The sequence below is a fragment of the Micrococcus sp. 63XJN7_6_ISO-PGPR-S23-444 genome (assembly GCF_058072765.1).
In genome coordinates this window covers 535,907-550,452 of sequence record NZ_CM176516.1, presented here as the reverse complement: position 1 = coordinate 550,452, position 14,546 = coordinate 535,907, and the positions used below count along the sequence as shown (strand labels likewise).

The following is a 14,546-nucleotide window of genomic DNA, read 5'->3' as shown; positions in this document are numbered from 1 at the left end:
GCAGCGTCTAAACCTATGAATCGGGCCGCGCGAGCGGCCCGGTTACCGCGTTTTGTTAAAAGGTATGCGGTGTGCTTTGCCTTCTTTAACGGTGTCAGTATCACGGATACTACCTCTCCGACTTTCGGCGTTAACGACGCGTGAGCCCAGCTAGGCGATGACGGCCCTCACGCAGGATTTCCACACCGCGCAACCACCGATGCCACCACCGAGTCCCCTCTAAATCCGGCAGGATGCGGTCGGCGACCGCTTGCTCTTCGGTGCGTAGCTGTTGCGCTTCCGGGGACTGCGTAGTGGTCCCCATTTCGGTGGCGAACGGGACACCAACGAGCACTCCCGGAGGTTTTCCCTGCTGCAGGATCAGCCAGTCATCCCCGCCCCAGATGCGCATCTCCTCCGGAATAGGGTGGTAGTTGTCCCGCCGCATGCACATAAACGTCCCGAAGCCGAATAGCGTCGTGGACCGGCGGGCCAGTCGCAACCGTGGATGTTCCAAACGGCCCAAGGAAAAACAGGAACGGTCCGGGCCCACTACACCAAACCAGCGGAGCCCGCGCGCGGCGAGATCGAAGGCTAGGTCATTGAAGCGCACGTCGTCGTTCACGATAGCCAAGAATTCCCCCCGCGCTTCCCTGGCACCGAGGTTCCATGCTGGGTTGACGTAGATGTTGCGTTCCTGCTGCAGGACGCGGACCTTCGCAGACTCCCACACAAGAGGACGCGGCGAGTTGTTGATAACCAGAACTTCAAACACCAAGGGGTGCGCCGCGCACTGTTTCACGATCGCATCGAGGTCATCGGACCGCTGAAGAGTGGGGATGACTACCGAGAATCGCCCGCTCGGGTTCTCGCTCTGGGACGGGCGATGATCGCTACCTGGGTGGCTCATCGCCGTCCGCCCACCAGGGTGCGGATTCTCGATCCCACGCAACGAGCCCGGGAAACAAGCGCCCTCGCCGGAGCCGTACGCCGGCCCCACACGGCCAGCTCGGCCTTCTGTACCTCAAGCTTCGCCTGTGCCTCGTCGAGGGCTTTGAGAGCAATGGCGAGCATCTTGGCCTCGTGTCCGTGGTTGGCCTCCACCACCGCCGCACGCGTGGCGGCCAGATGCACGATTGAACTCCGAGAATTTTCGCGGATCCTCCAGTGGAAGACGGCCGAGGGAACCCGGCGCGCGATGCCACCGTCGCGGAGCATGCGGGTCCAGAATTCCCAGTCCTCCTGAGCGGCAGGGTCGCCCGTATAGAACCCCCCGATCTCCTCCCAGCGAGACTTCCGGAACGCTGACGGGGGGAAGATGCCCGACCCCCGCAAGGCATCGACCGCATCTACTTCAGGCGCGGTCGGCTGCTCTCCAGCCACGGCACCGAAAGTGACGCAGAATGGGAATGCCACCACTGTGCCCGTCTGCCCCAAAGTGCGGACCGCCTCAGCGACGTAGTGAGGGTCGATCCGATCGTCAGCGTCCAAGCAGACGATGATGTCCCCCGATGCCGCGGCGATTCCCGTGTTCCTCGCCGACCCGACACCTCCGTTGGGCTGGCGAATTACGCGGACCTCGGCCGGCAGTTGTGCCAGGGCTCCCCTGGTGTCCTCGCGCGTGGATCCATCGTCGACGACTATGACCTCCAGGTTGCCCCATGTCTGAACCACCGCTGAATCCACCGAAGTTCGAAGATGCTCCGGGTCGTCGTTAAAAGTCGGGATGACGATGGTGACTCGGTCCACGCCCTCAGGGGGCGACTCACGAGACGGGGCTGATTCGCTCACGGAGCACTCCTGCCTACGGGATTGGCTGGGTTCCAGCCACTTAGCTTTCGCGAGTGGCATCTGACGGGGCTTTTCTACCGCTGTCATGAGTCTACGTTGTCATTGGCACTGCCCCTCAGATTCACATCTGAATCGACTGCACCTGGATACGCCTCGCACGCGCCACGGGTCGTGTCGAGTCACTAGACTCGTGGTCATGGTGACGTCCCCCTGTGACAGCGGCACGATAGAGCAGCGAGTCGGCATCGTGATTCCAGTCTTTAACACAGGTGGACTTGTCTTGAAGGCGGCCCGTAGCGCGTACGTCGCCCTTGGATCCCGCGGTTCGATCATCGTCGTGGACGACGGCAGCACGAACACTGCCACACGCACCGCACTGGACGAGCTCCGGCGCGAAGGGTTCACAGTCCACCGCCAGCCGAATGGAGGGGTAAGCGCCGCGAGGAACTCCGGGATTGCGCTCTTGTCAACCCCCTACGTCATCGCTCTGGATAGCGACGACGAGGTTTTGCCGTGGGCACCGCGGAGGATGGCCGATGTTATGGATACGGATGACACCGTCGCCATCGTCACGGGGGCCGCGTATGAAGAATGCGGCGGTGTGGAGACCCTCCAGCCAGCACCTGAAGAGACTGTCACTCGAGAATCCATGCGTGATTACTCCTTGTTGGCCACGGCATCACTGTTTCGTCGGTCAGCCTGGGAGATGGCCAGGGGGTTCCCGGAGGGGTTGAGCATGGGGGAGGACTGGGTCTTCTGGATGCGCATCCTTCGACTCGGAGGCGTCGTCAAAAGCCTGGATGAACCGACCGTGCGACGGCATTTGGGCGACCATCAAGTCACAGCGGGGCGCATCGACGTCCGGCAAAGTACGCGGGCGAAAGCACTAGCCCGATCGGAGAACTCTGACCTCTACACGGGGGAAGAGGTATCTCTCATCGAGCAGTTGAACGCGGCCGAGACGCAGTTGGCGTACTACCGCCATTCCTACCGCCATGTCGACCGCGCGAAGAGGACGTTCAAGCGTTGGATCCGTCGGTAGGGCGCCATTCGCGGCTCACCACCAGTAGGGCCGTGTTCAGCAGCCCCCGGCTAAATCACGCATACACCGAGCGAACGCGCCCTCGGAGAACCGTTCGGCGTGCGACTGCATCGCTGCCCGGTCCCAGTCATGCGCCAGCAGACGTTCCACCCCCTCGGCCACCGCATCCACCGTCGGGGCGTCCACGAAAACCCCGTTGACGCCTTCCACGATGGTGTCCAGGTAGCCGCCGGCCCGCAGTGCCACGGTGGGCACGCCCCACGCGCTCGCCTCGAGTGGCGTGATGCCGAAGTCCTCGTGGCTCGCGGCGATCAGTGCCGTCGCGTGCGCGTACGCCCAGCGCAGCTGCGCGTCAGTGAGGTCCTGGCCGAACACCACGTCCTCCCCCGCCATCGCGCGTAGCTGGGCCTCCTCCGGGCCCTTGCCGATCACCACGAGCGGTCGCCCCGCGCGGGCCGCGGCCTCGATGGCCACGTCCACGTGCTTGTACGGCATGAGCCGCGCGACCGACAGCAGGAAGCCGTCCCCTGCCAACCGCTCGGCACCGGGGATCGGCTCCTGCGGGCCATCCGTGCTCACGGAGTGCGGCGGGAACACCAGGTCCACGCCGTCGAGCCCGTAGACGTCGTCGATCCGCTCCTTCACCACCGTGGAGTTGGCCACATAGCGTGACCGACGCCGGACGGCCGCGCGGTCCCACCTGCGCAGACCCGGGCGCAGCACGCGGGCGATCCGGCCCTTGATGCTGTCCCGGCCGCCCTCGCCCAGGTAGTCATCCAGCAGGTACACCCAGCGCGCCGGCGTGTGGCAGTAGACGAGCGTGGCGCCGTCGTAGCGGAATCCGTGCGCCCAGCCGGAGGTCGAGACGACGGCGATCGGCTCCTTCACGTGCATCAGCGAGGAGGCCAGGGGCAGCAGCGGCAGTGCCCGCCGCGGGTCCTTCCGCAGCAGCCCCACCCGGTTCAGGGGTGAGGTGATGATGCGTACGTCCTTGAACTCCGGGAAGGTTCCCTCGGGGTCGTAGAACGTCGTGTAGATGGGCGCGTCCGGCCACATCCGGTGCAGGGCGAGCACCACCCGCTCCGCCCCGCCCTTCTGAGTGAGGTAGTCGTGGGCGATGGCGATCCGGCCGCGTGTCATGTCGGTCATGGTGCTCCCCTCAGAACTGTCGGCGGGCACGCCCCGGCCGGGTGCGTCCGGTCTCCGCGGCGGCTTCGACCTGCAAGGCGATCAGCTTTCGTGCGATCGGGGCTGGCAACACGGCAGCGGCACGCTCGAGGACGGCGGAGCTGTACTTGATCGTGCGCTCCGTGCTCAGAGCAGCCACCGCCCGCACAGCGGCGCCCCACGGCCCGCCCGGGGCCCGGTCCCCGCCGAGTGCGTCCGCCCTGTGCTTGGCGATGAAGATCTGCCGGGCGGACCCCGAATGCAGAGCCCGGCGCGCCTTGGTGTAGGTGGTGACCGCCGCCGCGTGGTGACGGGTCTCCAGCTCCGGCCGGATCTCCACCGGATACCCGGCGACGTGGAGGCGGTAGCCGAAGTCCACGTCCTCCCAGCCATAGCGGCGGTAGTCGGGGTCGTAGCCGCCGAGCTCCTCGTGGAGGGCGCGGGGGACGGACACGTTGCCCGCCCAGTGCCGCCACTGCTGCTCTGCCGGAAGGGCATAGGCATGGCGACGGTGCGCTTCGTCCTGGGCGTCACCGTAGACGCGCTGATAGGCGGAGTCCGGGAGGACATTGGCCGTCAATCCGATCACCCCGCCAGGCCCGCCCGCGTGCGCGGCCACGTGGTCCCGGATGTAGTGGGGTCCGGGCTCGAGATCGTCGTCCGCGCGGATGAGGATGCGGCCGGACGTCGCGTCGGCACCTGCGTTGAGCGCGGCGACCCGTCCGCGGTTCTCGCCGAAGACGGTCCAGCTCAGGTCCAGGCCCGGGTGTTCCGCGGCCAACTGCGCGAGCACCGCTTCCGACCCGTCCACATCCCCGTCCACGACCACGTGGACCTCGAACGGCGGGGCGTCCTCCTGCGCGGCGAGCGCGCCGATCAGGCGCGGCAACCGCTGAGCACCGCCCCGGCTGGGGACGATCACGCTGGCCCCGGGGGTCAGGGGCGTCTCGGTCATGAGTCCTCCGCGGGGGTCATAGGGACAAGTCATCCAGGAGCTCGGCGACGGCGGCGCGGCCGGCCTCAGGTGAGAACAGCGACGCCCAGCGGCGCCGCTGGGAGTGGGCCACCGCGCCCAGATCGCCCGCGCGCACGGCCTGCAGGCGGTCCGCGAGCGCGGCAGCGTCCCGCTGCGGAACAACGAAGGGGTGATCGTTGCCTACCACCTCCGGTAGTGCGCCCGCCTCCGACACCGCCACGGGCACCCCAGAGGCCATCGCCTCGGCCGCCACGAGGCCGAATGACTCCGCCACATGAGACGGAACGGCCAGCACGTCCACGGAAGCCAGGAACTCGGCGGTGTCCTGCCAGCCGAGCACCTGGACGTCCTCACCCGCCGCCTTCAGGGCGGTGGCGAGCCGCTCGGCTTCGTCATCCGCCACGAACCGGCTCTCCCCCGCGACGCGGAACACGAAAGCACCCGCGTCGGTCTTCCGCAGCAGCGCGGCGGCCTCCAGCAGGGTGACGATGCCCTTGTCCTCGGACAGCCGGCCGAGGAATCCCACGGTCACCGGCTCATCGGCATCGCGGGCCCGCCCTGCCTGCGGCGTCGTCGGACCCGGAACCCAGTTGTGGAGCACGCGGGCCCCGCGGATGCGGTCCGCCGCGAATCGGGACGGCGCGAGGACCGCGAGCGCACCGGGACGCGCCAGGGCGGAGAACACGCGCAGAACCGGCTTCTCGGGTACCTGATGCAGGTGCACGATCCGGCGCCGCCGGCCGGCCAGTGCGGTGGCGGGCAGCAGCCCGTTGCACCACACGACGTCGTCCCCGCCGCGGCCTCGGTCCCAGGCCCGGAGAGCGCGCAGGTACCCCAGGCGTCCGGTCCCACCCATGCGGGCCACGTCGAAGCCGTCCGCGGCGAGGCGATCGGCGGTCTCGGCCGGGTGCGCCGGGGCCACGACGCCCACGTCCCGACCGAGCTCGCGCAGGGCCGTGGCGAGGTGGTGCAGCATCACCTCGCCGCCACCCACTTCGCCCTGGTTTGCCAGGATCCAGATGCGACCGGTCATCGGGCCGGCTCCAGGGATCGGGGATGTCCGGTCCGCGCGTCCACGACGGAGCGGACGCGGGTCAGCCCCCGCTTGGCGGCCTTGCCGAGTGCCTCCTCACCGTACTTCTGCAGGGCCCAGGCGAGCACGGAGACCACGGCCAAGGCCACGAGCATGGCCATGTTCCGGCCCACATACGGCCAGAGCGCGTGGATGAGGATGTATCCGGGGATGGCGTGGAGGATGTAGAGGGAATAGCTGATCTTCCCGTACCACTGGACAGGGGCCAGGAGCAGCACGGACGTCCTCTCCCGCAGCATCACCGTGACTGCGAGGAGCACCACCACGAGGACCTCGAGGGCCAAGGGCATCCCCCGCATGACGAACGTGCTGCCCACCGCGGACACCGCGGCCGCCGCGACCCAGCCGCGGTGCTGCCCCGTCTGCCGCGCGATGTACAAGGCCATCCCCAGCACGAACAACGGAGCGTACTCGGCCACGGTGGCGTTGTTGAGGAGCTTCACCCACAGGGGGTCCCGCTGAGGGTCCGAGCCCACGTGCGGCGCGGTGAACAACACCACGGCCCACGAGATCACCGACCACGCGAGGCTCCCCCACAGCACCACGCGGTCCGAAAGGCGGCAGCGCGTGAGATACAGGAGGATCAGGATGATCACGTAGAACTGCATCTCCACCGCGAGCGTCCAGTAGACGTCCACCACGTTGTCCACGCCGACCCACCGCTGGACCATCGTCAGGTTGACGAGGGCCTGGCCCCACGTGAAGGGGAAGCCGGGCACCGGGTGCAGCAGGAGCAGCACCACGGCGAACACCAGGGAGATCCAGTACGGCGGATAGAGCCGGGCGGCCCGGGAGATGGCGAAGTCGCTCGGCCGGTCGGCCCGCCGGGCGGACATGAAGATGACGAACCCGGAGATGATGAAGAACAGCTGCACGCCCGCCGCACCCCAGGCCGCGTCGTGGAACGCGGCGGGATCCTGCGGATAGTGCGAATTGTGGGCGCCTGTGTAGTGCGAGAACACCACGGCCAGCGCCGCGATCCCCCGAAGACCGTCCAGCTCCCGGAACCGGGGACCCGGCACTCGCTTCTCGGCCGGGGCCACCGAGGCCGCCCCCGGCTCGTTCGGGCTCGCCGCGGTCATCGGTGCCCGCCCTTCCCCACCCGGCGCCCGAGCACCTCGAGGGTCGCCTCGGCGGTCGCCCGGGCCATGGTCTCCATGTCGCCCACGCGCACCTCGCCCGGGCCGTCGGCCGCGGCACGCATGACGGCGTCGGCGATGGCCGCTGGCGTGGTCTCGCGGACCAGGCGCTCGGGGGGCAGGATCTCCCCGTTGCCGCCCACGTCCGTGGCGACGGCGGGCAGGCCGGCGGCCGCGGCGTCGAGCAGGGTGTAGCTGAGGTTCTCCCACGCGGAGAGCTGCACCAGCACGTCGTGCTCGGCCATGGCGCCCCACGGCTCCACGAAGCCGGGCAGGTCGACCGCCTCCGCGACACCGAGCGCCTCGGCCTGGGCGCGCAGCTCCCCCTCCAGGGGACCAGCGCCGGCCAGCGTCAACCGCGTCCCGGGGTCCCGCTCCAGCAGGGCCGGCAGCGCGGCGATCAGCCGGTCGAGGTTCTTCTCGGGCGCCAGCCGGGACAGGGAGAGGATCCGCAGCCCCTCCCCCGGTGCGCGCCGCTGCCCCGCGGCCGCGGCCCGCACCGCGGGCACGTCCACGCCGTTGCGCACCACGGTGAGGGGCACCCCCGCACCCCACTTACGCCGGAGCACGTCCGCGGTGGACTGCGCCACCGCGATCACGAGGTCCGTGCCGCGCAGCCGGGCGCGGTGCGCGGCGTTCTTCACCCGGGCCGCGGCGGCGCGGTTGTACAGCCCGTCGTCCGGGGCGATCCCGTGCTCGGTGCTGAGCAGCGCCGGCGCACCGGGCCGCCGCAGGGCCCGCCCCGTGCCCAGCGCCGTGAAGGCCGCGAGGTCGGCGTAGGCCAGGTGCGTGTGGACCGCGGCCGGGCGCAGGGTGCGCACCGCCGTCCGGAGCGTCCGCACCGAGGCGGCCAGGCCGGCGTCGGGCCCGACGTCCCCGGTGAACACCGCCGCGCCCTGCTCGCGCAGGCGCTCGGCGAGCGGCCCCTCGGGGCAGAGCACCGCCAGACGCAGGCCGGGCAGGCCCACGCGCGCGACGTCGAGGACGTGCCGGGCCACGCCGCCGAGGTCGGCGACGGGCACCACCCAGAGCGTCAGCGGGGCCGGAGTGGTCGTCGCGGCCTCGGGGATCACAGCCACTGCTCCAGGCGGTCCAGGGCCGTCCAGAAGCCCTCGCCGTTGTTGATGTGGCCCTGCCAGATCTCCGGGATGAAGCTCACCCCGGGGGCCAGGCGGTCCAGCTGCTCGCACAGCACGGGCCAGTCGACGTCGCCCTCTCCGATCTGCGGCCCCTCCCCGTCCACACCGGTGGCGTCCACGAGGTGCAGGTGGATGGTGTGCGGGGCCAGCTTCTCCACCATCTCGGAGAAGGGGATCCCCAGGAACGTGGCCGAGAGCTTGGAGTGGGAGATGTCCAGGCACAGGGGCACCCCCGTGGCCTCCACGAAGGCCACGGTGTCGTCCGGGTCCATGAAGAGGTTGTGGTACTGCTGACCGCCCATCAGCCACGGGAACGGCGGCAGCGTCTGCGCGGCGATCCGGATGCCGGAGGTGTCCAGGCGCTTCACGGCCTCGGCGATGCGCTCGTACTTCGGCAGCCGCTCCTCCGGGCGGATGTGCCGGTCCAGGGTGAACCCGCCCATGGTGATGACCATGATGGGCTCCTCCTCGTTCGGGAACCAGCGCTTCAGGTCCCGGGTGATGTCGATCGTGCGCTGCACCTCGGCGATCGAGCGCTCCCACACGGCGTCGTCGTCGCTGGCCAGATCCACGAGGAAGTCACCGGAGAAGATGTCCGGCAGGTGCGTGGTGAAGCCCATCGGCATGGGCTCGCTGAACACCGAGTCGATGTCGATCTCGAGGTCCTTGTAGGAGAAGTGGAACTCCAGGAAGTCCGGGGTGCAGTCCTTCGTCAGCGCCTCGACGTCGTGGTAGCGCACCGGCAGGCCCCAGGGGCGCCGGAACTGGAACTGGCGCCCGGTGGGCACCGTGTCGGTGAGGTCGCCGGCGAAGAAGAAGTCGCCCTCGGCCATCTCGCGGTGCAGCGTGCGGCCGACCAGACGCGGCAGCTCGTTGGGCTGCAGGCCGCGGCCCGGGGACTTCACGGTCACGTCGTCGGCGGTGATCGTGACGCCGGCCCGCAGCGGACGGGCCGCCACCAGGGACTTGGCCAGGTTGATGCGGTTCATCGCCTCGCCCGTGGAGACCACGCGCTCGGTCCCGACGCCGATCGACTCCTCGATGTCCCGGGTCTGCCGCACCATCTGCGCGAACTCCTCCGGCAGCAGGGAGACCTTGTGGTCGTTGCCCTCGAGCCCCCGGTCCACGGTGAAGTGCTTCTCGATGATCGCAGCGCCCCGGGCCACCGCGGCCAGGGCCACGTGGAAGCCGCGCTCGTGGCCCGAGTAGCCCACCGGCGTCTGCGCGATCTCCGCGAGCCGGTCCAGGTAGGCCAGATTCACGTCCTTGTAGGGGGCGGGGTAGGTGGACTGGGCGTGCAGCATCGCGAAGGGGACGCCGAAGGAGCGCACCAGGGCCGCCGCCTCGCGGATCTCCTCCTCCCGGGACATGCCGGTGGAGAGCACCATCGGCAGGCCAGAGGCGGCCGCGTCCCGCAGCAGACCGTGGTTCGTCAGATCCGCGGAGGCGATCTTCACGCCGTCCACCGGGTACTCGCGCAGCACCCGCATGGACGGGGCGTCCCACGGGGTGCACATCAGGGCGACGCCGGCGTCCCGGACGTGGTCGAACACCCGCACCATGTCCGCGGCGGAGAGCGAGAACTTGGCCAGCTCGTCCAGGGTGCGCTGGGCTCCCAGGTCCTCACCGGCGGTGGCCGCGCCGGACTGCCGGTACAGGGCGTCCATGTCCCGCAGCTGGAACTTCACGGCGTCCGCGCCCGCCTCGACGGCCAGGTCCACGAGACGGCGGGCCAGGTCCACATCACCCTGGTGGTTGTTGCCGATCTCCGCGATCAGGAACGCCGGGTGGCCCTCCCCGATCCGGTGCCCGCCGATCCGCAGCTCCGCCTCCCGGTTGATCGCCAGGGCCGTCAGACGGCCGCGCTCGTCCAGCAGCGGCAGGTGCAGCGCCCCGGTGGGCAGGGCCTCGCGCATCTCGGCCGGGGAGGCGCCCAGGGGCGCCGTCACCGGGTCGCGATGGGCGACGTCGGCCGCGGCCACATCCAGCGACACCTCCGGATGCGCCACGAGCCAGCGGCGCACGTCCCCGTCCGTCAGGGAGCCGACGAGGAAGCCGTGGGAGTCGACCACGAACACAGCGCGCTCGCGGATGTCGGTCATCTTCTGCAGGGCGGCCAGGAGCGAGTCCTCGGGGAAGACGAGGTAGGGGGTGAGCCTGCGTTCGATGATCACTGCGCGCCTCCGGGGGTGCGGTTCGGGCCGGTGGTGGGGGTCTCGGCGGTGCGCGGGGCACCGAGGTCGGAGCGGTGCCGGAGCACCTTGTGGACCGCCAGGTACTGGTCCATCTGCTGCTCGGCCAGGGCGAAGTCCAGCTCGGTGTCGATGTCCACGCCCTCGAGGTCGTCGAGCTCCAGCATGCCGATCCGGCCGCCGAGCCGGTTGTGCAGCCGGTCATAGACCCAGGGGCGCGTCACGTAGAGGGACCCGTTCTCGCGGAACCGCAGGTCGGCGCGCGACATGTCCTGCCGGCGCTTGCGCGCCGTGACGTCGAAGTCCGGGATCGGCTCCCCGTCGGGGTCCTCGGCGTGGCGCCACAGGAACGGGGACACCGGGACGACGCCGACCAGCGAGTCCACCCCCGTGTCCCGGAACTGCCGCACGGCGCGGTCCAGGGTGCCGGGCAGGCGCAGCGGGCTGGTGGCCTGGAGCAGCATCACGCCCTCGGGTTCGACGCCGGCCGCGCGCTCGGCCGCGAGCACGTGCTCGATCACGGGCTCGGTGGGGGTCGAGTCCTGCGCCAGGTGGGCCGGGCGCAGGCCCGGGACGTCCGCGCCGTAGCGGAGGGCGACCTCGGCGATCTCCGCCGAGTCCGTGGAGACCACCACGTGCAGGTCCTCCTCCGCCTCGAGGGCGGCCTGGATGGTCCAGGCGACGAGCGGGTGGCCGCCGAGGAGGCGGATGTTCTTGCCGGGCAGCCCCCGGGACCCGCCGCGCACGGGGATGACGCACAGGATGCTCACGCGGACTCCTTCCAGACGTGCTCGGCGATCGCGGCCGCGGGGTCCGCGGTCGGCGAGGCCAGGGGCGGGGTGGGCTCCGGGGTGCGGCCGGGTCGCCACCGGGTCATGCCGTATCGCTGCCAGAACCCCTCCAGCCAGGCGGGCGGGTCCGGGTGGACGGCCCACGCGGGTCTGCCGGCCTGCGCGGCCTCGAGGATCCCGGTGGAGAAGACGGCGGCCACGGGACCGCGGGTGGCGACGAGGGGCGCGCCGACGTCGTCGATCCGCACGCCGGCCCTGCGCCAGGCCGCGTGCTGGCCGCGGGAGAGGCGGTCCCGCTCGGCCGGGTGGGGGCGGTAGGCGGCGCCGGTGGCCCGCACGTACTGTTCGGCGGCCGCGGCGAAGTCCCGGCGGGGCAGCTCGGCGCCGTGCAGCTGGCCGAGGAACACCCCGGGGCCGTCTTCCCCGGCACCCGAGAGCGCGGGCGCGGCCCGGCGGGCCTGCTCCAGCAGCGCCGAGCCCACCGGGACGGCCTCCACATCGGCGCGGCCCTGGGCCCACCAGTCCGCGTCCGCGCTCGTGAAGGCGTACAGGGTGGCGTCCTGCGGGACGGGCGGCGTGGACACGGCCAGCAGCCCGTGCTGGACGACGCCGATGCGCGCCCCCCGCTGCCGGGCCCAGCGCACGGCGGCGCGACCCGAGGGCAGGTACTCCCCCGCCACCAGGACGCGGCGGAGCCCGGACAGGCGATCCCTCACGACGTCGGCGGTGGCGGCGTGCTCCCGGTGGCCCGCGGCCCCGGGCAGGGCGGGTGCGTCACCGGCGGGCAGCACCCAGCCGACCCCGGCGGCTGCCTCCGGCCGCACCGTGGCCAGGGCGGCCACGGGCGAGGCCAGCGCGGCCAGCTGCGTGGGGCCGAAGGACTCCAGGGCGACGAGGGTGTGCACGTCCCCCGCCGGCAGGAGCAGGCGCGGGACGTCGTCGCCGGTGGACCGGCGGCGTGTCAGGGCGCCGGCCACGCCGCGCACGGTCGAGCGCGCGGTGTCCGCGGCCCGCCGGGTCAGCGGCCACTGGGCGCGCTGCCACGCGTGCCAGCGCGGCAGGTCCTCGGAGCGCCAGAAGAGGGGCGCATCGGTCATGCCCACCACCCCTGGGCCATGGCCGCCCGGTGCGCGAATGTGTGCTCCGCGTGCGACCGGCGGCGGCCGGCCTCTCGGATGCGCGCTCCCCAGGCGGGGTCCGCGACGATGCGGCGGCCCAGCTCGATGAGGTGGTCCGCGTCCTCGAAGACGAGCACCTCCTCGTCCGGGACGTAGAACTCGGCCACGTCGGCCCGATCGACGAGCTGGAGTCCGCCCATGCCGGGCACCTCGAAGGTCCGCATCGCGTGGCCGGCCTGCAGGCCGTGGATGTTGATGGCGCCCGCGGCGGCCGCCTGCACGGCGTACGCCTCCTCGAGGGGGATGTCCCGTTCGGCCGGCAGGTCCGGCCGGGTCAGCTCCCACGTGCGCAGGCGGTCCACCGGGTGGTGGCTCCACTGACGCCCGTAGGCGCGCACCGGCACCCCGGCCGCGGCCAGGCGAGTGAGCAGCTCCACGCGATTCGGGTAGCGCGAGCCCACGAAGACCAGTTCGTCACGCCGCGGCACCTGGGGCAACGCCATCGCCGGGTCGAAACCGTTGGGCATGTAGTGGGCGTCCACACCCTCGCCGGCCAGCAGCTCGGCCTCGGAGCGGGCGTAGCTGAGCACCGGCCCGACGGAGCGCAGGAACTCCATCGAGTAGTCGTGCCGCGCGAGGTCGTCGTACAGCCAGAGCATGCGGGGCAGGCCCGCCTCGAGGATCGCGGACCAGAAGTCCTCGCCCAGCGAGTCCCCCTTGATGACGAGCACGCGGTCCGGCCGTGCGTCGCGCAGCGCGGCCACGGCCCGCCCGGTGTCCCAGGCGACCCGCGCGGCCGTGCGGTCCACGCCCGCCTTCTGCGGCAGCTCGAGCAGCCCCTTGTTCCGCAGCTTCATGCCGAGCGTGGCGTAGGCGTCGTAGCAGTGCACCGTGACGTCGAAGCCCTGGGCCGCCCACGCCGCCGCGATGGAGCGGTGGTAGCCGTGGAACGCCGGCGAGACGAGGAACAGCCGTTCCGGTGAGCGGCCGCCCCGCGCGTCGGGCGGCGCGGGCACGGTGTAGCCGGTGGCGCTCATCGGCGCTGCCCCCTCCAGACCAGCGCGTGCTCGTCCCGGAGCACGGCGCGGGCGTCCACGTCCACACCCCGGGCCTGCCGGAGCGCGTTCACGGCGAAGTTCGCCCCCGTCGCCGCGGTGAGCGCGGCCTTGAGGACCCGGGGGTGACCGAACTTCCGGGCGTAGCGGTACCGGGAGTCCACCAGCCAGCCGCGTCGGCGCAGCGGATCCGAGGAGCCGTGCAGCCCGTGCGGCACACGGACGGCCGGGACCACGATCGACGGCACGCCGCGCTCGCGCAGGCGGCGCTGCAGGTCGACCTCCTCGGAATTCATGAAGTACTCCTCGTCGAACCCGCCGGCGGCGCGGACCTGCGCCATCGGCAGGAGCAGCACGGCGCCCATCACCCAGTCGACCGCCACGGGCGAGGCGGACCGGGCCGCCGCGACGTCGTGCCCCACGGCCTCGTGAAGCACGTCCAGGTGACGGAAGCGGGCCAGCGGAGTCAGCCACTCGACGGTCTGGTGCAGGACCGTCGGGAAGTGCCGCCCGGACCACTGCGGCGTGCCGTCCTCGTTGACGACCTGCGGGCTGACCACGGCCGGCTGATACGGAGCGGCCGCCGCCACCAGAGCGTCGATCTGCGCCCCCGTGATCTCGGCGTCCGAGTTGAGGACCAGGGCCAGCTCGGTGGTGACCGCGGCCAGGCCGGTGTTCACGTTCGCCCCGAAGCCGCCGTTGCGCTCGCGGCGCACCACGGTCAGACGCGGATCGTGCGCCTCGGGGTACGGGGTGGCCGAGGCGTCGTCCGAGACCACGACGGCGGCCAGCGCGTCTCCGGGATCGCTCAGCAGGCGGTCGACGAGGGCGAGGGTGGGGGCCGGATCGCCGTAGTGCGGGATCACCACGGTCACCGCCGCCGTGGGCGACTGGGCTGCCATGCGGGCTCCTCCCTCAGCTCGGATGGACGGCGCACTCAGCGCCCGAGAACCTGTGTCGAGTATAGGGAGGCTCTGGCGAAGACCCGTGCCAGCCGGTGGGGCGGCGCCATGGCCGCCCGCACGGCTCTCAGTACACTGACCGGACAGCCACGGGATGGAAAG

13 protein-coding genes are annotated in these 14,546 nt (G+C 71.1%); 1 reads left to right on the top strand and 12 read right to left on the bottom strand.

Features of this window, described 5'->3' with window-relative positions; genetic code table 11:
• Positions 1–130: 130 nt before the first annotated feature.
• Together AC3RJ9_RS02520 and AC3RJ9_RS02515 are read right to left on the bottom strand one after the other, a co-directional pair.
• Positions 131–889: a glycosyltransferase family 2 protein gene (locus AC3RJ9_RS02520; protein ID WP_489727689.1), complete on the bottom strand. Its 759-nt coding sequence runs from the start codon at positions 887–889 to the stop codon at positions 131–133.
• On the bottom strand, positions 886–1,770 hold the full coding sequence (locus tag AC3RJ9_RS02515; RefSeq protein WP_489727688.1) for a glycosyltransferase family 2 protein: 885 nt from the start codon (positions 1,768–1,770) through the stop codon (positions 886–888). Before AC3RJ9_RS02515 ends, AC3RJ9_RS02520 begins: the two co-directional genes overlap by 4 nt.
• A gap of 196 nt (positions 1,771–1,966) precedes the next feature.
• Between AC3RJ9_RS02515 and AC3RJ9_RS02510 the strand changes: the two genes are divergently transcribed.
• Entirely contained in the window at positions 1,967–2,812 is an 846-nt protein-coding gene (locus tag AC3RJ9_RS02510) for a glycosyltransferase family 2 protein (protein ID WP_489727687.1), read from the top strand.
• Positions 2,813–2,848: 36 nt separating this feature from the next.
• Here AC3RJ9_RS02510 and AC3RJ9_RS02505 read toward each other — a convergent pair whose 3' ends face one another.
• The 10 genes from AC3RJ9_RS02505 to AC3RJ9_RS02460 are packed head-to-tail and all read right to left on the bottom strand — an operon-like array spanning position 2,849 to position 14,384.
• Positions 2,849–3,961 (bottom strand): glycosyltransferase, encoded by a 1,113-nt coding sequence (locus AC3RJ9_RS02505; RefSeq protein WP_489727686.1) that lies wholly within the window; start codon positions 3,959–3,961, stop codon positions 2,849–2,851.
• Positions 3,962–3,971: 10 nt separating this feature from the next.
• Positions 3,972–4,934 (bottom strand): glycosyltransferase family 2 protein, encoded by a 963-nt coding sequence (locus AC3RJ9_RS02500; RefSeq protein WP_217565219.1) that lies wholly within the window; start codon positions 4,932–4,934, stop codon positions 3,972–3,974.
• A gap of 16 nt (positions 4,935–4,950) precedes the next feature.
• Positions 4,951–5,988 (bottom strand): glycosyltransferase family 4 protein, encoded by a 1,038-nt coding sequence (locus AC3RJ9_RS02495; RefSeq protein ID WP_217565218.1) that lies wholly within the window; start codon positions 5,986–5,988, stop codon positions 4,951–4,953.
• Entirely contained in the window at positions 5,985–7,130 is a 1,146-nt protein-coding gene (locus AC3RJ9_RS02490; RefSeq protein WP_217565217.1) for an acyltransferase family protein, read from the bottom strand. The genes AC3RJ9_RS02495 and AC3RJ9_RS02490 overlap by 4 nt, the downstream gene beginning before the upstream one ends.
• The gene (locus tag AC3RJ9_RS02485) at positions 7,127–8,266 is read right to left on the bottom strand and encodes a glycosyltransferase (protein ID WP_489727685.1); all 1,140 of its coding nucleotides are present in this window, start codon (positions 8,264–8,266) and stop codon (positions 7,127–7,129) included. Before AC3RJ9_RS02485 ends, AC3RJ9_RS02490 begins: the two co-directional genes overlap by 4 nt.
• On the bottom strand, positions 8,257–10,500 hold the full coding sequence (locus AC3RJ9_RS02480) for an N-acetylneuraminate synthase family protein (protein WP_489727684.1): 2,244 nt from the start codon (positions 10,498–10,500) through the stop codon (positions 8,257–8,259). Before AC3RJ9_RS02480 ends, AC3RJ9_RS02485 begins: the two co-directional genes overlap by 10 nt.
• Positions 10,497–11,288 (bottom strand): acylneuraminate cytidylyltransferase family protein, encoded by a 792-nt coding sequence (locus AC3RJ9_RS02475; RefSeq protein WP_203552654.1) that lies wholly within the window; start codon positions 11,286–11,288, stop codon positions 10,497–10,499. The genes AC3RJ9_RS02480 and AC3RJ9_RS02475 overlap by 4 nt, the downstream gene beginning before the upstream one ends.
• Positions 11,285–12,406: an RNA-binding protein gene (locus AC3RJ9_RS02470; protein ID WP_203552655.1), complete on the bottom strand. Its 1,122-nt coding sequence runs from the start codon at positions 12,404–12,406 to the stop codon at positions 11,285–11,287. The genes AC3RJ9_RS02475 and AC3RJ9_RS02470 overlap by 4 nt, the downstream gene beginning before the upstream one ends.
• Positions 12,403–13,464: a CgeB family protein gene (locus tag AC3RJ9_RS02465; RefSeq protein ID WP_203552656.1), complete on the bottom strand. Its 1,062-nt coding sequence runs from the start codon at positions 13,462–13,464 to the stop codon at positions 12,403–12,405. The genes AC3RJ9_RS02470 and AC3RJ9_RS02465 overlap by 4 nt, the downstream gene beginning before the upstream one ends.
• On the bottom strand, positions 13,461–14,384 hold the full coding sequence (locus AC3RJ9_RS02460; protein ID WP_203552657.1) for a glycosyltransferase family 2 protein: 924 nt from the start codon (positions 14,382–14,384) through the stop codon (positions 13,461–13,463). The genes AC3RJ9_RS02465 and AC3RJ9_RS02460 overlap by 4 nt, the downstream gene beginning before the upstream one ends.
• Positions 14,385–14,546 lie beyond the last annotated feature (162 nt).